The 20,220-nt window shown below is 67.3% G+C and carries 10 protein-coding genes; 9 read left to right on the forward strand and 1 reads right to left on the reverse strand.

Features of this window, described 5'->3' with window-relative positions:
• Positions 1-13: 13 nt before the first annotated feature.
• From J7I98_RS28900 to J7I98_RS28915, 4 genes are all read left to right on the forward strand, one after another.
• Positions 14-2,446, forward strand: coding sequence for an AAA family ATPase (locus tag J7I98_RS28900; RefSeq protein WP_214927980.1), 2,433 nt, complete (start codon positions 14-16; stop codon positions 2,444-2,446).
• On the forward strand, positions 2,443-3,453 hold the full coding sequence (locus J7I98_RS28905; protein ID WP_308377982.1) for a hypothetical protein: 1,011 nt from the start codon (positions 2,443-2,445) through the stop codon (positions 3,451-3,453). Before J7I98_RS28900 ends, J7I98_RS28905 begins: the two co-directional genes overlap by 4 nt.
• 32 nt (positions 3,454-3,485) lie before the next feature.
• On the forward strand, positions 3,486-4,874 hold the full coding sequence (locus J7I98_RS28910; protein ID WP_214927981.1) for an HIRAN domain-containing protein: 1,389 nt from the start codon (positions 3,486-3,488) through the stop codon (positions 4,872-4,874).
• 410 nt (positions 4,875-5,284) lie between these two features.
• Positions 5,285-7,606, forward strand: coding sequence for an ATP-dependent RecD-like DNA helicase (locus J7I98_RS28915; protein ID WP_214927982.1), 2,322 nt, complete (start codon positions 5,285-5,287; stop codon positions 7,604-7,606).
• A 51-nt stretch (positions 7,607-7,657) separates the two neighbouring features.
• On the opposite strand, the gene J7I98_RS28920 is transcribed toward J7I98_RS28915, so the two are convergent.
• Positions 7,658-9,349 (reverse strand): DUF6119 family protein, encoded by a 1,692-nt coding sequence (locus J7I98_RS28920; RefSeq protein WP_251021354.1) that lies wholly within the window; start codon positions 9,347-9,349, stop codon positions 7,658-7,660.
• Positions 9,350-9,674: 325 nt separating this feature from the next.
• Between J7I98_RS28920 and J7I98_RS28925 the strand changes: the two genes are divergently transcribed.
• From J7I98_RS28925 to J7I98_RS28945, 5 genes are all read left to right on the forward strand, one after another.
• The gene (locus tag J7I98_RS28925; protein WP_308377983.1) at positions 9,675-11,792 is read left to right on the forward strand and encodes an N-6 DNA methylase; all 2,118 of its coding nucleotides are present in this window, start codon (positions 9,675-9,677) and stop codon (positions 11,790-11,792) included.
• Positions 11,793-11,883: 91 nt separating this feature from the next.
• Positions 11,884-13,989, forward strand: a complete 2,106-nt coding sequence (locus J7I98_RS28930; protein WP_214927983.1) for a class I SAM-dependent DNA methyltransferase — start codon at positions 11,884-11,886, stop codon at positions 13,987-13,989.
• The gene (locus J7I98_RS28935) at positions 13,986-15,230 is read left to right on the forward strand and encodes a restriction endonuclease subunit S (RefSeq protein WP_251021356.1); all 1,245 of its coding nucleotides are present in this window, start codon (positions 13,986-13,988) and stop codon (positions 15,228-15,230) included. The genes J7I98_RS28930 and J7I98_RS28935 overlap by 4 nt, the downstream gene beginning before the upstream one ends.
• 7 nt (positions 15,231-15,237) lie before the next feature.
• Positions 15,238-18,450, forward strand: coding sequence for a type I restriction endonuclease subunit R (locus J7I98_RS28940; protein WP_214927984.1), 3,213 nt, complete (start codon positions 15,238-15,240; stop codon positions 18,448-18,450).
• Positions 18,451-18,619: 169 nt separating this feature from the next.
• A complete protein-coding gene (locus tag J7I98_RS28945; protein ID WP_214927985.1) occupies positions 18,620-20,191 on the forward strand; it encodes a serine/threonine-protein kinase in 1,572 nt (523 codons plus the stop codon).
• The last annotated feature ends 29 nt before the right edge of the window (positions 20,192-20,220 follow it).

A 20,220-nucleotide genomic window follows, 5' to 3' on the forward strand; every position in this document is an offset into this window, starting at 1 on the left:
GAGGTATCCATCGATGAGACCAGTGCTGCTAGAGATGAACGGCTTCGCCTCGTTTCGAGACCCGGCCAGGGTTGACTTTCGCGAGGCTGACTACTTCGCGCTCGTCGGCCCCACCGGATCAGGCAAATCCACCGTCATCGACGCGATGACATTTGCGCTGTATGGATCGGTGCCTCGCTGGGATGACCGACGTATGGTTGCGAACGCGCTCGCGCCGACCACCAACCGGGGCACCGTCCGGCTCGTCTTCGACCTTGCCGGACACCGCTACGTCGCCGCCCGGGAGCTGCGCCGGGCCGCCGCTGGCGGCGTCAATGTGAAGAACGCTCGGCTGGAACGGCTCGCCGACCCCAAGGCCCTCGGTACGCCTGACGACGACACAGAGGTGCTCGCCGCCGACTCCGAAGTCACGCATGCAGTAGAAGAACTGCTCGGTCTACCGTTCGAGCACTTCACCACCTGCGTGGTGCTGCCGCAGGGTGACTTTGCCGAGTTCTTGCACGAAAAGCCAGCCAAGCGGCAGGACATCCTCGTCAAGCTGCTTGGGCTGGAGGTCTATACCCGAATCGCGCAGGTGGCGAACGCAGAGGCCAAGAGCCAGGAACTGCGTGCCGAGATCTGCACCCAGCAGCTTGAGGAGTTTGCCGATGCGGCCGAATACGCCCAAGAGGCAGCCCAGGACCGAGTGACCGCGCTGGAAAAGGTCGCTGATCAGGTCGGTGCGGCGCTCCCCCAACTCGGAAAGCATGGCGCAGCGGTCGCCGAGGCTCAAAAGGCGTGCGCCCAGCTGACCGGAGAGCGGGACCAGCTGCAGGCGGTTGCCGTCCCTGCCGGGCTCGGTGATCTCGGCAGGAAAGAACACGACACCAGGATGGCCGTCGAGGCTGCCCGCGAGGCGCTCGCTGCGGCCGAGGCGGCCGACGGAGCCGCCCGCGAGCAGCTCGCAGCAGAACCGCCCCGGGCTCCACTCGAGCAAGCCCGCCGCGACCACGCGGAGCTCCTTGAGGCGGAGAGCAGCCTGCCCGCAGCGCAAGCGTTGCAGCAGCACCATGCTGCGGCACTCGCTGAAGGAACCGCCGCCCTGGAGGCAGCCACAAAGTCCGCTCGGCAGGCGCGGCAGGCGCAGGAAGCAACGGCACGGTCCAATCTCGCCGCGGCACTGCGGCCGAACCTGCAGGTCGGTGCGGCGTGCCCGGTGTGCGAGCAGCAGGTCATGACGCTGCCCCTCCCGCTGACCGCACCCGACCTCGAGGCGGCTGAGCAAGCGTTCGCCCGGGCCGAGCTCGAGGTGGAGCGGCTACACGACGAGTCGACGAAGGCGTCCGGGACCGAGCAGCAGGCCACGAGTGATCTGAACACGCTCACCAGCCGGATCGCCGCCCTGCGTTCCACCCTCACCGACACCCCGACTCTGCAGCAGATAACCGCCGCGCTCGCTCATCGAGAGCAGCTGGAAACAACCGCCTTCGAGGCGGACACACGCCTGCTGGGTGCACGGACCACCAGCGCGAGCGCCGAGAGGGCCGCGGCGAGCGTCCGCGGGGAAGTGCAGGCGGCTTGGTCGACGCTTGAGCACGTTCGCGACCCACTCGTCGCGCTCAAGGCACCGGTGTTGGCCCGCAACGATCTAGCCACAGCGTGGGCAACCCTCCTCTCCTGGGCCGCAAACGCCGCAGCCACCCGCGAGCTAGCGTTTCCCAGCGCACAGGAAGCGTTGGCAAGGGCCCAAGACCAGCTCACCGCCGCCGAGGACAAGCTCGCCAGTGTCCTCGCCGCCCATCACGTGGCCCCCGGCCCGCGACGGCCGCTCATCGAGGCGGCCGAGCCGGCCGTCGCGGCAGCGCTGGAAGGAGCTCGGCAGGAAGTGCGGCGGCTCATCGATCGGCGAGAACAGGCCGCAAAGCTCGCCGCGCGGCGGCAGAACGCAGAGCAGAGGCACCAGGTGGCGAACACGCTCGGGCAACTCCTGCGCTCGGACGGGTTCCCCCGCTGGCTCGTCACGACGGCCCTCGACGCGCTCGTCGCCGACGCTTCCCGGACACTCGCCGAGCTGTCCGGCGGGCAGTTCGAGCTAACCCACGACGACGGGAACTTCATCGTTATCGACCACACCGACGCGGACAGCCGCCGACCGGTCAAGACACTGTCCGGCGGTGAGACGTTCCAGGCGAGCCTCGCACTCGCCCTCGCGCTCTCGGCACAGCTGTCGACCATGGCCGCGGCCGGCGCAGCCCGACTGGAGTCGATCTTCCTCGACGAGGGGTTCGGCACGCTAGACGAGGCGACACTCGAGATGGTCGCCGCGACTCTGGAAGAACTCGCCACCCATGGGGACCAGATGGTCGGCATAGTCACGCACGTCAGCGCCCTGGCCGAACGGGTACCGACCTGCTTCGCCGTCCACCGCGACCAGCGGACCTCCTCCGTACAACGGGAGGGGCCGTGACCAGCCCCGTGACCCAGCTCGTCGCCGCAGACGGAATGCGCTTCTCAGTCGACACGTGGGACCCGACCTACGGAACCAGCGCCGACACCGACCTCCGCGAGTCCACCGCCCGGGTCGTATTCGACGTAGAACTGCCCGCCGCATCGTGGCATCCGATCGATGCCGAATCCGCCATCGCTACCCCGACCTCAGTACTCTTCGTCGACGGGATCCGTCGCGTCGACGCCCGCCTCTGGATCGACGAACTGCCCGCCACGAACGGCACGGCCGCGACGTCCGCCGCGCCCGGCATCTGCGCCTCCTATGCCGCCGGCGTCATATGCTGCATCGGCAGTTCGGCCCGTCTCACCGCAACAGAGGTCCGCCGCAGCCTGTTCACCGCATCCGCGCACGCCGCGGACGTCCACACGCACGCCGGACGCTACCTGGTGCAGCTCACCGCCTCCGACGACGGCGACGCACTCCCGCTGGCGTTGCAACGCCAGCTCGGCGAGATCGAGGTGACCACCGCAGTCGCGGCCCGCGCGGCCCTCGCGAACGCGGGCGTACCCGAGGACGACGACCTGCTCGTCATCGACGGTCCGCTGCGCGGCCGACAGCATCTGCCACGAGCGATCGGATTCATCAAATCGCACCGGGCCGAGTACTTGCCGCCAGAGCTCCACGCCATGATCGGCACGCTGGGGCCTGGGCAGCGCACCCCAATCTTCCTGATGGGCACCAGCTGGGACCGTCATGCCTGGTACCTGCGGCTCCCATGCGGCCCCGGAGCGCCGTGGGCCGGCATCGTACGCGTCGAGTGCAGCGCGGACTTGCCGACCACACTGGCAATCGCACTCGCCAACCAGTCCCAGACGACGCTGTGCCGGTACGCCTCGACCGAATACAAGGACAAACGGGCCCCGCAGAACCTCTACCCGATCGGCGGGCTGGAGCGGCAGCTGCGCCGCCGGCTCGGCGATCCCGCACTCCTGTACCGGGCCCTTCGGAAAGCAGCAGCCCTATGAGTCTGGACATCCATGGTTCAAGGAGGCGTGCGATGAGGTTCAGACACAAGCGGGAACGTTCACCGGCTCCGACGGAAGCGTCTCAGCCGACGTCTGCCACGAACGAGCTCCCCTACGCCTTCCCCGCCGGTGAGGCCGAGATCGAGGTCGTGGGCGAGTCCTTTCGCGCCGAAGCCATCCGCCAAGCGGTCGCCAACATGACACCAGGCCAGCCATGCGTCGCCGAGCTCGTTCCGGAGCCGCAGAATCCGCATGATCCGAACGCCGTCGCCGTCTACCTTCAAGGTGTGCGTGCCGGATACCTGCCGCGGCAGAACGCAGCGGTGCTCAGCCCAAGGATAGTCGCCCTGAGCCGACGCCACGGTGGCACCCCAGTAGCATGCCCGGCGGACGTGCCCGAGTTGTCTCCAGTTCCGCGAATCCTTCTGCGACTCAACCTCGCCGATTTCGGAGTCAGCGCAGACACCCTTCACGGACCGTCTTCGGAATTTGCGTCCACAGCTGACCGGCTCACCCGTGAGATCCTCACGCGTCCCGCGTCGACACGGTCGGTTGCCCAGGAAGACCGCAAAGGCCGCCAGCAGCTGCACAAAGCCGAGACCGCCTTGGCGAAGGCCGAGACGGAATGGGACCGCGATCCCCACACGCTCGCGCAGATCGAGAGCATGTTCCACACCGCCCTTAAACGGCTGTCCGCCTCAGGTGACCCCGGGACTGGACGGGCATGGCTGGGTCTCGCGAGATCACTTCGCTACCAGAAAGGGCGTCGGGACGAGGTACTCACCGCATTCCTCACCGCACTCAGTCTCCAGCGTGACAATGAGGAAGCATGGCGCGAGTACCTCGAATACCTCTGCCTATCCCCGAGCGCCGAGGCCCTGACAAGCGCCTTTGCCGCCATGACCCCGACAGTGCGCCTGTCGCTCGCACACACGTTGCTCGCTGTGAGTTGGCAACAGGACAGGCATGGTCGCCTAGCGGCACAGGACGGACCGCGACTGCGTAACTCTCTCGTAGAGACCGCTCAGACAGCCGGCGACCTCCGCACTCTAGCTTTGCTCACAGGTCAACTCGGCCTGAGACAAGAGAAGCAGGGGAATCTGGAGCAAGCCGTGAACTGGTGGCGTCTGGCTGTGTCAGCCGGATCCACAGACCCAAAGGTCGCCGACCGCCTCACCATCGCGCTAATCAAGGACGGCCTGAACAATGAGGCCGAATACGTCCTCCAACAGGCGCTCGCCGCCAAGCCCCAGGGACCCGTCGCGGAAAGGATGTCCCAGCGACTCGCTCGCTGCCAACGTACCCTCAGGCCCGGCATGTCGGAGGCGCCGAGCGGTCGTAACGAACATTACCGATGCAGCGCCTGTGGCGCATATGGCCACAACAAACACACCTGTCCCGAGGGGCGCCGCTCTCGGTGAGCGACACCCCGGCGTCCTACCGTTGCTCGTCCGGGAGCCCTGAACGGCGTCACGACCCAATGGTGTACCTCGTGAGTGTTTCGAGTGCGACCGGATGCCGCACATGACCCATAGTGATCAGCAGCGGAAGCCCCCGTGGATGGGCCGACGGCGACCATGGGGGGGGCATCGTCGTGAATTCGGGCGGCGTTGTCAGCGGTTTGCCCATGCCCGGCCCGTATACGTCGGTGAGGCCCTGCCGAAGCCCGCTGGGCTGGGCGTCGGCCCTCTCCCTTCGCCGATGTCGCTCATTCAGGTGAGGAGAATCCTTCAAGCGCACGACAGGCCGCTGTCCTGGGACTCATGCTGACCTTGTCGTATCCCAGGCATGGCGTGATCGGCTCGCCGTACGCATCCGTTGGAGAGAGCGCGTGCCCCACCAAGTCCCGCTGGACGCCCCTGATGTGGTCGAGGGCGTCGTCGATCATCTGCTGCACATCAGCTACAACGAGCGCACAGTGCTGCGGCTGACCGCCACGACAGGCGACGAGGAGAGCATCACGGCGCTCGGTACAGCGCTCTTCGGCGCGCAGCCCGGGGAGAGTCTGCGGCTGCGTGGCTCGTGGACCCACAACCCGCAATACGGGCGGCAGTTCAGGGCCGAGCAGTGCGAACGCACGATGCCGGCCGACGAGAGGGCGATCCGCTTCTATCTCGCCTCGGGGCTGATCCGCGGCATCGGACCAGTCCTCGCCTCCGCGATCGTGGACACCTTCGGTGAGCAGACCCTGAAGGTCATCGATGCCGAACCGCAGCGGCTCCTTGAGGTACACGGAATCGGACAGGTCCGGCTGGGGCGGATCGCCGCGGCCTGGCAGGAACAGAAGACCATCGCTGAGATCATGGTGTTCCTGCAAGGGCTTCAGATCACCCCGGCACTCGCGGTGAAGATCTACACCGCGTACGCCGACACCGACGACGACCCGATGCGCATTGTCCGCCGCACCCCCTACCAGCTGTGCCGGGACGTGCACGGCGTCGGTTTCGTCAACGCCGACAAGATCGCCCTCGCCGTAGGCATCCCCAAGCACGGCGACGCCCGCCTCCAGGCCGCCTTGCTGCACGAACTCGATCAGGCTGGCGGGAGCGGCCACTGCCACCTGCCGGTGCGCGTACTGATCGCCCGCACCTGCCAGCTGCTCACCGACGACGACCCGGCCACCGCGGAGATCCTTGAGGACGCGGTGCTGCGCCATGCCCTGGAGGCGCTGCGCGGCCAGGGTGAGGTGGTCACTGAGACGCTTCCGCTTCCTGTGCTCGACGGCAGCGACGCGGTGGCGGACATCGAGATCGCCATGTTGCCGCACCGGCACCGCGATGAGACTCAACTCGCCTTTCATGTACGGCGCCTACTCGGCTCCACGGCCTCCTCGCTGGCCGACCTCGCGCCGTGGGCGGAGCGGCTGGCCGCGCTCACCACCCAGGAATCAGCCGGGCTGACCGACGAGCAGCACCACGCGATCCTCGCTGCCCTGACCCGCCCCCTCTCCGTCCTGACCGGCGGCCCAGGCTGCGGCAAGACCCACGCTCTGCGCACCCTGGTCGACATCGCCGACGAGGCCGGCGCGATTGTCGTGCTGGCCGCGCCCACTGGGAAGGCCGCCAAGCGGCTGGAGGAGACTTGCGGCCAGCCGGCGATGACCGTGCACCGCCTCATCCGGCCGCCCGACGGGGACTCCCTCTTCGACCACGCCGGCGCTCTGGAGAGCGCCGACCTCGTGGTCGTCGACGAAGCCTCTATGCTCGACCTCGCTCTGGCCCGCCGCCTTTTCGCAGCCGTCCGCGACGGCTGCCACCTGCTGCTCGTCGGCGATATCAACCAGCTGCCCAGCGTCGGCCCCGGCCGGGTCCTGCGCGATCTGCTCGACGTCGAAGACATCCCGCGCATCAGGCTCACCAAGGTCTTCCGCCAGCACGACGACAGCGCCGCGATCGTCATCAACGCCCACCGCATCCTGCGCGGCGAGCTGCCGAAGGACGACCCCAAGGCCTTCTGGAACTGGCCCGTTCCCATCGCCGAGGACATTGCCCGGCGTGTGGTGGACCTGGTCACCGACCGTATGCCGAAACGCTTCGGTGCCAGCCCGCAGGACATCCAGGTCCTCTGCCCGGGCAAGAAGAACATCGCCGGCATGACCGACCTCAACCTCCGCCTCCAGGACAGCCTCAACCCGCCGGACGACGACAAGCCCCAGCACTACCACGGTGGCACCGCCTTCCGCCTCGGCGACCGCGTCCAGCAGATCCGAAACAACCCTCACCGAGGTGAGAGTGGCGTCTTCAACGGAACCAGCGGCACCATCACCGCTGTCGACACTGAGACCCACCAGCTCACCGTCACCTTCCACGACGGCGAGGCAGCCACCTACCCCTTCACCGACCTCGACGAGCTGGTCCACGCCTACGCCGTGACCGTCCACCGCTCCCAGGGCAGCGAGTACCCGTACGTCATCGTCCCGATGATTAACGCTGCCGGGATGATGCTCCTCCAGCGCAACTTGCTCTACACCGCCGTTACCCGCGCCCGGCAGGGTGTCATGCTGATCGGTCAGACCGAGGCCGTCGAGCGAGCGATCGCCAACAACCGCACCCAGCGCCGCAACACCGCCCTCACCCACCGCATCGCTCACCCGGCCGACGGCGTACCGGCGCCCCGCACCCAGACGCCGACCGGTCAACTCGCCTGGAGCTGACGGCGGCGGCATGCGCTGGGCCGGCCGGCGGGCAGCGGGGCCCACGCCTCGCTACGCGGCGGCGCGGAACCGCGGCTTGGCGCCGGCCGCGGGTGCTGCCTCGGGGATGCCGACGACTTCCACCGTCACCCCCTGGCGCTCCAGCTCCTTGGCGGCCTGTGCGAGGGCGACCTGGGAGAAGGGGAAGAGCGTCTCGGGGGTCAGTGCCGTGCCGCGCTTGAGCAGGATCGCGAACACGACGTGCTTGGGGGTGAAGTCGTCCGGCAGTTCGTGCCGCCCCTTGCTCTCCTCGCGGACGCGGCGGGCGAACTGGCCCCTCACCTCGGCCGACTGCCGCAGCATCTGTACGGCGACGAGCCCCTGGTTGAAGAGGTGGCTGAGGGCGTCGGAACCACCGTGCGCGTGCTTGACCATGACCAGGGTGTTCTCGGGGGTGATCAGGTCGCAGATCTCGATCCCGGTGGTAGTCCTGAGCGGGTTCTTTGCGTTCTTGCGGTCCATGCAGACGTAGCCCCGCCGCTGGTCGGGGACGTGGGCGTTGTACTTGCGCTCGTCGGCGGCGTCGAGGTCCCACGGGGGCAGATCGACCGACGGCTGGGAGCGGAAGAGACGCTGCACGGTGCTCCTGATCGTGTCCAGGTACTCCGCGCCGATCTCGTACCACTCGCCGTCCAGGAGGCAGAACTGGCGGGAGCCGAGAGAGAGGCTGGCCTCGATCCACCGCAGAGCCTCGGTGGTGGCGATCAGATCCTGGGGCGTGGCCTTGTGGCTGCTGTAGAGCTTGACGGTGCCCTGCTGCAGGGCCTCCAGGCGCTGGCCCGCCCGCTGGATCCGGGCCCGGTCCAGGACGTAGTCGAGGTCGAAGGCGTCGAAGCGCTGCCCGTCACGGCTGCCGATCTTGATGTGGAAGGCGCGGGCGGCGGAGTGATCTTCCCAGCGGGCCGGGGGAATCGCGGCGGCGATCCGGCCGTCGGCGGGCTTGCCGAGGGCTTCGTCGAGTGCCTGGTCAAGGCGGTCGCGGGTGGGCTGGTCCTTCACGGGCACGATGTGCTCGACGAACTCCAGGGCGGGCTGGGGCGCCGTGTCGCGGCAGACGCGTGCGACCTCGCGGATGTCGGCGATCAGGTCCTCCCGGTCGATGCCGAGGGGAAGGCGGAGCCCGCACCCGCCGTCTGCGCTGACGAGGTTGCCGCGACCGCTGCGGGAGCGGGTGAGCGTCATACCGTCGACCTTTCCGCCCAGGCGCCGGACGATCTGAGCGTGCTCCTGGACACCGAGCCTGAGTACCGGCGTGCCGCCGGGCACGAGGGTGATGTCGGTCCTGGCCTCTCCGAGGGCCTGGGAGACCAGGTCCTGGACCTGCATCGGGTTCACCTTGCGAATGGCGAAAGAGAGTCCGAAGCGCTTGTCCTTCAGGCGTTCGGGGATCATCCGGTACCCCTGGTCGTAGCCGACCGCATAGACCTGGCCGTCTACGGCGAGCAGGTGCAGGCAGGCCGGGCGCCGTACCGGCTCGGAGATCTCCACCCCCGTGGAGCGGGATGCATCCGAGCACCAAGACGCCTCGGTCTTCTCCATGGGGGACGTGACCACGAGCGAGGGCACGGTCTGCCAGTCCTCGGGGAGGCGGATGGCGGCGTCCAGGGAGGTGAGCTGGTCGTGGTCGAGGGCGTCGAACATGGCCTCGACGGTAGGGGCGACGCCGTCGAGCTTGTACAGGGTGCGCTTCGTGGTGGTTGCCAAGGGGACCTCCAGGGGGCGATTCATGCGCTTCATGCGCTCGGGATTGGGCGGGAGGGGCGTGAAAGCGGCGGAACGAGAGAGTGCGCGGGCAGGGCAGGCGGGAAGTGAGTCGTCCTGGCCGCCCCAGTGAAAGCACCTCAAGAGAACCATGTAGTGAAAGCTCCGTCAAACGGCTTATCGAGTTTCGTGGGTTGTGTACAGTGGCTTCAGTTCGACAGGACGCCTCAGCCAGCGACGGGAAGCACTGATGTCTGACACGCCGGAACCGACTTCGTTCGTGACCGCGGCAGAGATCTCACGCCTTGCGGGAGTTACGCGAGCCACCGTGAGCAACTGGCGGCGGCGACACGCGGACTTTCCGGCTCCGAGCGGCGGCAGTGATGCCAGCCCGCTGTACGACCTGCGAGCCGTGGAGAGCTGGTTGGCAGGCCGTGGGCAGCTGCCGGCCGGATCGCCGCTGGACGATCTCAGGGGTGAGCTGCGCAGACGTCCGGACGGCGCCGAGTCCGAGGCGTACTTGAATCTGGTGGTGCTCGCTCTGGAGCGCATGGGGGCGAACGCACGGGAGGAACTTCTCGCTCTTCAGACGGAGGCGCTGTTGAGCGCCATCCACGCGGCTGTGAGACATCATGCGGCCGATGTGCCAGGAGCAGCCACGTGCGCCGAGCCCGGAAAGGAGGCCGAGCCGGTGTTGCGTGCCGTGGTGCGAGGAGTGCAGGAGTCCGGGGCTGTGGCCGTCCTCGACGTTCTAGCGGAATTGCCTCGGGACGAGGTGGGAGTACGCGGCGCCTATGCCACCCCAGGCGTGCTGGTGGACCTTATGGCCGATCTCCTGGCCGAGGCCACGGATGCCTTCCCGGAGACGGTGCTCGACCCGGCTTGCGGCACGGGGTCCTTCCTCGTCGCCGCGGCGGAGCGAGGCGCGTCCGTACTGGCCGGGCAGGACACGATGACGGTCCAGGCCGTACAAGCCGTGGTGCGGCTGGGGGTGCTCGCCCCCACCGGCAAGGTGCAGGTACGGGACGGGGACAGCCTGCGCCACGACGCCTTCCCCGAACTTCAAGCCGACGCGGTGCTGTGCAATCCGCCGTACGGTGACCGCGACTGGGGCCATGACGAACTCGCCTACGACGCACGCTGGGAGTACGGGGTCCCGCCGAAGGGCGAGTCCGAACTGGCCTGGGTCCAGCACTGCCTGAGCCACCTCAAGCCCGGCGGTTGGGCGCTCCTGGTCCTCCCGCCGGGATCGGCGGAACGCGCATCGGGGCGTCGTATCCGAGCCGAGCTGGTTCGGAGAGGTGTCGTGCAGGCCGTGATCGCGCTGCCCGCCGGTATGGCCCCGCCCCTCCACGTCGGGCTACACCTATGGGTGGTGCAGAAGCCGGACCAGGAGGGGCCGGAGACACGATCGGTCCTGTTCCTGGACGCAGCAGCGCCCGACGCGCTGCCGGAGCCGCGCCCTCGAAGCCCGCGCGGCAGGAAGAAGACGGAGGAGAGTGGTCTTCGCGAGGCCGTGATGCGCCGCTGGCGGACGTACGTCGGCGCGCCGGGCACCTTCGAAACCGAGCCCGGCATCGCGCGAACGGTCAATGCCATCGACCTCCTCGACGACGCCACCGACCTCACGCCCGCGCGGCACACCCGCGCGGCCACGGTCACCGTCAGCCCCAGACTGCTCGCGGAACACATCCGCCAGGTGAGCGCCGAACTCGCTCAGGCCACGGCGCAGCTGACCGCCCTGAACCGCGAAGACACCTGGCCTGCGGCCGGAGAGCAGGCCCGTACTTGGCGCACTGCGACCGTGGCCGACCTGGCCCGTGGTGCCGCCCTCGCCCTGCACCGCGCCGGCACCGTCCCTGGGCGCTTCGCCACGCGAGCCGAACGCGAGGCGTGGCAGCAGGCTGCCCCGGACCGCACGGTGGTGGCTGATGCGGCCCCCATGCTCACTGCGGCGGACGTCACCGCAGGCCACCCAGCCTCGGGGTACTTCCCGGAGAGCCAGAAAGCCGCAGCGATCGAGGTACTGGCGGGAGACGTCCTCCTGCCCGAGCTGCTGCACGACACCGGCACCGGCACCGCCGTCCGCGTCGCCGACGCGACGGACGCGGGCAGCCTCCTCGGTCCGAACCTCTGGCTCGTCCGGCCCGACCCCGACCGCCTCGACCCGTGGTTCCTGGCGGGATTCCTCTCGGCCGACGAGAACGTCTACAGCGTCGCCACCGGCAGCACCCTCCGGCGTATCGACGCACGCCGCCTGCGCGTACCCCTGCTCTCGCTGGCCGAGCAGCAGCAGTACGGCGAAGCCTTCCGCCGCCTGCACGCCCTCACCGCCGCCGGAGCACGCGTCGCCCACCTCGCCAACGCCAGCACACGACACCTCCGCAGTGGACTCACCGGTGGCGCGCTTCTGCCCCCGCCACTCGGCCGTACGTCAACACCATGACGCGAACTGACTGACGCCACACGAGGCATACCGCAGAATCAATAGCCCCACCGGCCGAAGCGGCACCGGTGGCCGCCGTGGAAGGAACCCGTTGAACAGCAGTAAGCACACCGAGCTGGCGAACCACATCTGGTCCGTCGCCGATCTCCTGCGAGGCGACTACAAGCAGTCCGAATACGGCAAGGTCATCCTGCCGTTCACCGTGCTGCGCCGCCTCGAATGTGTTCTGGAGCCCACCAAGGACAAGGTCGTCGAACAAGCTGCTGCCCTGAAGGACCGGGAGGACATCGACGCCGACCGCTTCCTGCGCCGTGCCTCGGGCCTCACCTTCTACAACAGCAGCACCTACACCTTGAAGAAGATCGCGGGTGACGCGGGCCACGCCGCCGAGCACCTCATCGAGTACGTCGGGGCCTTCTCGCCCAACGCCCGGGAAGTCCTGGAGCGGTACGAGTTCGCCCGCCAGATCAACAAGCTCCATGACGCGAAGCTGCTCTACAAGGTGATGGGCAGCTTCGCCGACCTGGACCTGCGTCCTGTCGAGCGTAATGAGAATGGCGAGATCGTCCTCGACGACAAGGGGCAGCCCAAGTTGGTGGTCTCCAACCACCAGATGGGATACGTCTTCGAGGAACTCATCCGCCGCTTCGCCGAACAGTCCAACGAGACCGCCGGTGAGCACTTCACCCCGCGCGAAGTCATCGAGCTGATGGTCAACCTCCTCATCGCCCCGGACGAGGACGCCCTCACCATCCCCGGCGCGGTGCGCACCGTACTCGACCCGGCCTGCGGCACCGGGGGCATGCTCACTGCCGCAGAGGAACACATCCGCGCCTTCAACCAGGACGCCACGGTCAAGGTCTACGGCCAGGAACTCAACCCCGAGTCCTGGGCGATCTGCCGCTCCGATCTGATGATCAAGGGCCAGGACCCCGACAACATCAAGTACGGCAACTCCTTCAGCAACGACGGACACAAAGAGGACAGGGACGACCCCGACAAGGTCACCAAGTTCGACTACCTCCTCGCCAACCCGCCCTTCGGCGTGGAGTGGAAGAAGGTCAAGGACGAGGTAGAGCACGAGTACGAGACCCTTGGCGAGAGCGGCCGCTTCGGCGCCGGCCTGCCGCGCATCAACGACGGCTCCCTGCTCTTCCTCCAGCACATGCTCTCCAAGCGCCAGCCCGCCGAGTGGGTCCCGCCGAAGGGCCCGGACGAGCGGGGCCGGTGGAAGGGCGGCAGCCGCATCGCCATCGTCTTCAACGGCTCCCCGCTGTTCACCGGCGCCGCAGAGTCCGGCGAGTCCAAGATCCGCCAGTGGATCCTGGAGAACGACTGGCTGGAGGGCATCGTCGCCCTGCCCGACCAGCTCTTCTACAACACCGGCATCTCCACGTACTTCTGGATCCTGACCAACCGAAAGACCCCGGGCCACCAGGGCAAGGTCGTCCTTCTCGACGCACGCGAACACTTCGTCAAGAAGCGCAAGTCCCTCGGCGACAAGCGGAAGGAGATCGACGACAAGCAGATCGAGGAACTGACCCGCCTGTACGGGGAGGCCCTTGATGTCGCGAGCAATGCCGAGCACCCGCTGCACAACAAGGTCAAGGTCTTCAAGAACGAGGACTTCGGCTACCACCGCATCACCATCGAACGCCCCCTCAAGCTCCGCTTCGAGGTCACCGAGACAGCACTGGCCGCGCTCGCTGCATCGAAGCCAGTCCAGAAGTTGGAGGCGGCCGGGGCGTTCGTCGAGGCCCTGAAGCCGCTGATCGGCCAGCAGTGGCAGACGAAGTCGGAAGCGTGGGTGGCGATGAAGGACGCCGTGGTCGCGGCGGGGCTGACCTGGCCCACGGGCGCGCCGTTCAACAAGGCGCTGAGGGACGCGGTCGGGGTGAAGGACCCGGAGGGCGAGACCCAGACGCTGAAGGGCGGGGCCGACGAACCTGATCCGGAGCTGCGGGACTACGAGAACGTGCCGCTGGAGGAGGATGTCGAGGAATATCTCAAGCGCGAGGTCCTCCCCGACATCCCGGACGCGTGGATCGACCACGACAAGACCAAGATTGGCTACGAGATCCCGCTCACGCGCCACTTCTACGCGTACCAGCCGCCGAGGCCATTGGCGGAGATCGACGCTGAGCTGAAGGCCCTGGAGGCGGAGATTCAGACGCTTCTGGGCGAGGTGACTGAATGACGAACGGATTCGAGTCCGTCCCGGCCCGCTGGCGCATGTCTCGCCTCGATCGGGTGGCGACGGTTAACGCGCGTATCGGCTGGAAAGCGCTGACGGCCGCTGAGTATCAGCCGGAAGGGTACGCCTTCCTGGCAACTCCCAATATCAAGAATCCGCAGATCGATTACCGCAACGTCAACTACATCTCCGAGTTTCGGTACGAGGAGTCTCCCGAGCTGAAGCTCAGGGAGGGCGACGTTCTCCTCGCCAAGGACGGCAACACACTAGGCATCGTCAATCTCGTGCGGGACCTGCCACGTCCTGCGACGGTCAACGGCTCTATTGCCGTGCTGCGTTCATACGGAATCCACCCTGCATACCTGCGGTATGTCATCGCGAGTAATGTGATGCAAGGCCACATTGGCGCGGTCAAGGATGGTATGGGGGTGCCGCATCTCTTTCAGCGGGACATCAAGCGGTTTTCCATTCCGCTGCCCCCTGAGGAGGAGCAGTGCCGCATCGTCAACTTCCTTGATGCTGAAGTCGGCAAGATCAACTCCCTGGTGGCGAAGAAGCTTGAGATCCTCTCCCTCTTGGAGGAGCGGATCGACAGTCGCATCCTTGGGCACATTGGCGCCAGCCAGCTCGTCAACTCGGCGTCTGGGCTGACTGTGCGCCCCATCCGTAGGCTGTTGACGAAGGTGAGCCGCCCGGCAGCGCCCACTGAAGAGGTGATCACCGCCTTCAGGGATGGCCAGGTTACGGCGCGGTCGCTTCGGCGCGCTGATGGATACACGCTCAGCGCGAGCACAGATGCCCAGGGTCAACACGTCGAGGTGGATGATGTCGTCATCCATGGGCTCGACGGCTTCGCCGGCGCGATCGGCATGTCCGAGGCTGCCGGTAACTGCAGCCCCGTGTACCACGTATGCGTCCCACGCAATGGTGGTGATCCCGCCTTTTACGGAAGGCTCCTTCGAGTACTCGCAGTCTCTGAATACCTGGGCCTCTTCGCCACGAGCACGCGAGAGCGGGCCGTGGACTTCCGGAGCTGGGATCTCTTCGGAGCGATTCCGATCCCGAATGTGGCATTGCGAGAGCAAGCGGAGATCGGAGACTGGGTCAGGTCTGTCCCACCTCTTCGCTCCAAGGTGGAGCGCTCAAACGCGCTTGCAGTCGAGCGCCGCCAGGCTCTGATCACCGCAGCCGTAACCGGCCAGTTCGACGTATCCACCGCCAGCGGACGAGGAATTGAGGACTGATCGCATCATGAGCCCTGTCCATCACGAGTCCGCCTTCGGCGATGCCATAGTCGCGGCTATGCGCGAGCACGGCTGGGAAGAGGCGAGCCCAACCGGATACCGGCCCGAGCTCGGGTTCGACACCAACCAGTTGTTCACCTTCATCGGGGCCACCCAGCCCACCGCGTGGAACGAGCTGCTCCGTTACTACGGCGGAGATCCGAACGCCGCCCAGCGCGGGTTTGTGAAGCGGCTCGACAGGGCGATCGCTGACGCTGACGGCGGTGTGCTCCAAGTGCTGCGTGATGGAGTCAAGGACCAGGGTGTCCGGATCCGGCTCGCGTACTTCAAGCCCTCGCTCGTCGAGTCCGAGTCGATCCTCGCCAACTACCGCCGCAATCGGCTCACGGTCGTCCGGGAGCTGGAGTACGCCACCAAGCAGGCGGACCGCGGCCATCGGCTCGACCTCACCCTCTTCCTGAACGGGATCCCGCTCGCCACCGCCGAGCTGAAGAACCCGCTCACCGGGCAGGACGTGGAGGACGCGAAGAAGCAGTATCGCTCCGAGCGCGACCCCAGTGAGCTGATCTTCACGCGCCGGGTGGTCGCGAACTTCGCGGTTGACCCGGACCTGGTCTTCGTGGCGACCCAGCTGCGGGGCGAGAAGACGTGGTTCCTCCCGTTCAACACCGGCTCGGAGGGGCCCGGCCACCCAGGTGGTGCAGGGAACCCATCCGCGACCGAGCCGGGTACATACGCGACCTCGTACCTGTGGGAGCAGATCTGGCAGCGGGACAACTGGCTGGAGCTGCTGGAGCGGTTCGTCCACCTCCACAAGGAGAAGGACGGCGAGGGCAAGGCGAAGAGGTCGCTGATCTTCCCGCGCTTCCATCAGTGGCACGCGGTGCGCGAGCTCACCGCGCACGCCGCCCGGCACGGGTCCGGGCACAACTACCTGGTGATGGCATCGGCCGGGTCGGGCAAGTCGAACACCATCGCCTGGCTGGCCCACCGGCTGTCGTCCCTGCACACCCTCACCGACGCCTCCACGCTCGCCCCGGACGCGGTGGCGGCAGGTTTGTTCCCGGGCAAGCCGGTCTTCGACAAGGTCGTCATCATCACCGACCGCACCGTCCTGGACCGCCAGCTCCAGGACACGGTGGGTAGCTTTGAGCAGACCGCCGGCCTGGTGGTGAAGGTGAAGAAGGAGGGCGGGTCGAAGTCCGAGCAGCTCGCCGCGGCGCTCTCCCAGGAGACCGGGAAGATCGTCATCGTGACGCTGCAGACCTTCCCGGCACTCATCGACTACCTGCAGCGCACGCCGACAGAGATCAAGGGCCGGCGGTTCGCGATCGTCATCGACGAGGCGCACTCCTCGCAGTCCGGTGACGCGGCCACCGCCGTCCGCAAGACTCTGCGCGACCTCGGTCTGGATGCGGACTCCGAGGACGCCGGAGCCGTAGAGGTCGAGGCGGAGGATGACGGGAAGGAAGCGAGCAGCACCGAGGCCCGGCTGAAGAAGAACGCCGCGGACCGCGGGCAGAGCCCGAACCTGTCCTATTTCGCGTTCACCGCGACGCCGAAGGCGAAGACCCTGGAGCTGTTCGGGACGCTCGACATGGTTGAGGGGAAGGAAACCTACCGGCCCTTCCACACGTACTCGATGAAGCAGGCGATCGAGGAGGGCTTCATCCTCGACCCGCTGAAGAACTACGTCACGTACGACACGTACTGGAAACTGGTCAACAAGAACCCGGACGACCGGGAGGTCGACCGGGCGAAGGCGAACCCGCTCCTCGCCCGGTACGCGCTGACCCATGCCTCGACCGTCGCCCAGCACGCGCAGGTGATCGTCGAGCACTTCAAGGAGCACACCGTCGGCCGTCTCGGCGGCCGGGCCAAGGCGATGGTCGTCACGGCTTCCCGGCAGAGCGCGGTGCAAATGGCGCGCTCGATCAAGAAGTACATCGGGGACCGTGACTACCAGGGCATCGGTGTATTGGTGGCGTTCTCTGGGACGCTGACTTACGACGGGGACGAGCGGACCGAGTCGAAGGAGAACGGCGGGTTGGCCGAGAGCGCGCTGCCGAAGGCGTTCGCCTACACTCGGGCCGACGACAAGAGCATCAAGAGTGGCGGTCCCGGAAAGCCGGAGTACCGGATCCTTGTGGTCGCGGAAAAGTACCAGACCGGCTTCGACCAGCCGCTGCTGACGACGATGTACGTCAACAAGAAGCTGGGCGGTGTCTCCGCCGTGCAGACGCTCTCCCGGCTCAACCGGACGGCCGAGCGTAAGTCCCAGGGTGACCTCGCCGTTCTGGACTTCGTCAACGACGCCGACGACGTACAGGGTGCCTTCATCCCGTACTTCGCACAGGCCATGACGCTGCCCAGCGACCCCAACCTGCTGTACACCGCGCAGGGCAAGGTTATGAAGGCGGAGATCGTCGTGGACGCGGAGATGGAGGCATTCGTCGAGGCGTACTTGGCCGCCCAGGATCAGGCGGCCGGCAACACCGCCAAGTGGGAGAGGCTGCACGCCGAGCTGTACCGGCTCACCGACCCTGCCCGGGACCGGTTCGCCGAACTACTGGAAGACGAGGGCGACAAGGACAAACTGAAGCAAGCCGAGGACTTCCGGGCCGACCTCAACGGCTACGTGCGCATGTACGGCTTCCTCGCGCAGATCGTGCCGTACAACGACCCGGAACTGGAGCGCCTCCACCTCTTCGGCCGCCACCTGCTCAACCGGCTGCCGCGCCGCGAGGACGCCGGGGTGGACATAGGCCAGGTCGACCTCACCCATCTGAAGGTGCAGAAGACCGGTGAGCACGACAAGAGCCTGACCGCTGAAGGGCCCGCCCTGATGAAGGGCATGGGAGACGGCTCCGGCGGTGCCAAGGAGCCGGAGCAGTCGCTGCTCTCGGAGCTGATCGAGCGGTTCAACGACAAGTTCGGCACCGGGCTCACCACGAAGGACGTCCTTCCCGCCTTTGAGGAGGCCATAGCCGACAAGGACGTACGGCAGGCCGCGCTGGGCAACGAGTCGGAGGAGAAGTTCGGGCACGTCTTCGAGCCGGTCTTCGAGGAGAAGATGATGGACCACATCACTCTCACCGCGGAGGTGGGCCGCCAGTACTTCAGTCCGCAGCCGGACTTCCGCAGCTCGCTCAACCGCAGTGCGCGCAGCGCCGCGTGGCGCATGATCCGGGAGTCCGTCGGCCTCGACGACGTGGCCTGACCCGAGGCTCCGGACAGCCGCCGGGCCTGCCCGCTGACCGTGAAACGTACGGTTTCGGCCAGGCCTGGCTGCATGTCTGGACGATCACTTGTCACACCCGACACACTGAACGCGTCAGAGCGGTTAGCTTCAGACGTGTCAAGACGCAGGTGACCAGCACGGGGGACGTGTGCAACCTCAACCAATCTCCGGTCGGTACGAGCTCACCCACGAGGTGCCCGGCGGCGGCATGGGCCGGATCTGGCGGGGCTACGACATCGTCCTGGACCGTGAGGTCGCGGTGAAGCGCATCCGTCCCGATGTGATCACCTCCGTCGAGCGATCCGATGAACTGGCCCGGCGCTTCCGCCGAGAGGCACGAGTCACCGCCCGGATCAAGCACCCAGGTGTCCCCCAGGTCTACGACGCCGTGCTCGACCAGTCCACCGAGGAGCTGTACCTCGTGATGGAGTGGGTGCAGGGCATCTCCCTGGGGGCGTACATCCAGCCGGAGAAGCCCCTGCCGGTCACCTGGGCCTGCGCGATCGCGGCCCAGATCTGCACTGTGCTGTCGCACGCGCACGCACTCCCGGTCGTCCACCGCGATCTCAAGCCGGGCAATGTCATGGTCGCCGAGGACGGCACCGTGAAAGTCCTCGACTTCGGTATCGCCGCCATCCTGCGCACCGGTGTCACGCGCATCACTTCCACAGGCAACCCGGTCGGCACAAGCCAGTACATGGCACCCGAGCAGGTCCAGGCAGCCCAGGCGACGCCGCAGAGCGACCTGTACGCACTCGGCTCCGTATTCCACGAACTTCTCTGCGGCCTGCCGGTCTTCGAGGGCGGCAGCGAATTCGACCTGATGCACCAGCAGGTCTACGGCACCCCCGCGCCCCTGCGGCAGATGCGCCCCGACGCGCCCGAACCGTTGGAGCGGCTGACCCTCGCCCTCCTGGAGAAGAAGCCCGAGGACCGCCCCGCGCACGCCCAGGAGGTCTACGAAGCGCTGCTTCCCTTCCTCCCGCTTCCCGGGCAGCAGCATCCGGCGGAGGAAGGCGGTCCGGCCCACACTCCGGACCCCACAATGCTCTACCGTCGGCCCTATGCCCCGCGGCCCCAGCCTCAACCCCAGACGCCTGCGCCCGCGCCGACCGTCCTCGACCTGTCCGCACACCCCGCCCCCGCCGCCGCGCAGGTACTCGAATCGATGAAAGCGGCGATCGCCCAGTGCGACGCGCTCCTGGACGAGGGCCGCTTCGCACAGGCGGCGGAAGTACTCCAGGACGTGACTGGAGCTGCCGCCGCGGGCCTCGGCGCGGAGAATCCGCGCGTCCTGTGGATCCGCAAGCGCCGCGCTGCAGTCCTGATCGTCGGCGGCGACTTCCGCCGAGCCCTGTCGGAGTTCGATTCCCTGGCCGCGGCGTATGCGCGCACCGCCGGTCCGAACAGCACGGACACCCTGGAATGCCGCCGCCAGGCGGCCTACTGCCGCGCCGAACTCGGCCAGTCCACAGCCGCTCTGAGTCAGTTCCAGGACGTCCTCGACCAGATCCGCCAAGCCGACGGCGATGCCTCCCCGGAGGCCCTGGATCTGCGGCGCAGCATCGGCATGCTCCTCCTCGCGGAGAACCGGGTCCCCAATGCTCTCGACGTCCTCCAGCCGCTGCACGAGGACCTGAACCTCGTGTACGGGCCGAACCACGAGGACACTCAGGAGATCGCTGAGATCCTCGCCCGCATCAAGCTGGCTGAGGGCTGACAGGCTCCGGCCGTGGCCCGGTTGAGGAC

This window comes from Streptomyces sp. ISL-98, from assembly GCF_018614055.1.
GTDB classification, from domain to species: Bacteria; Actinomycetota; Actinomycetes; order Streptomycetales; family Streptomycetaceae; genus Streptomyces; species Streptomyces spiramyceticus.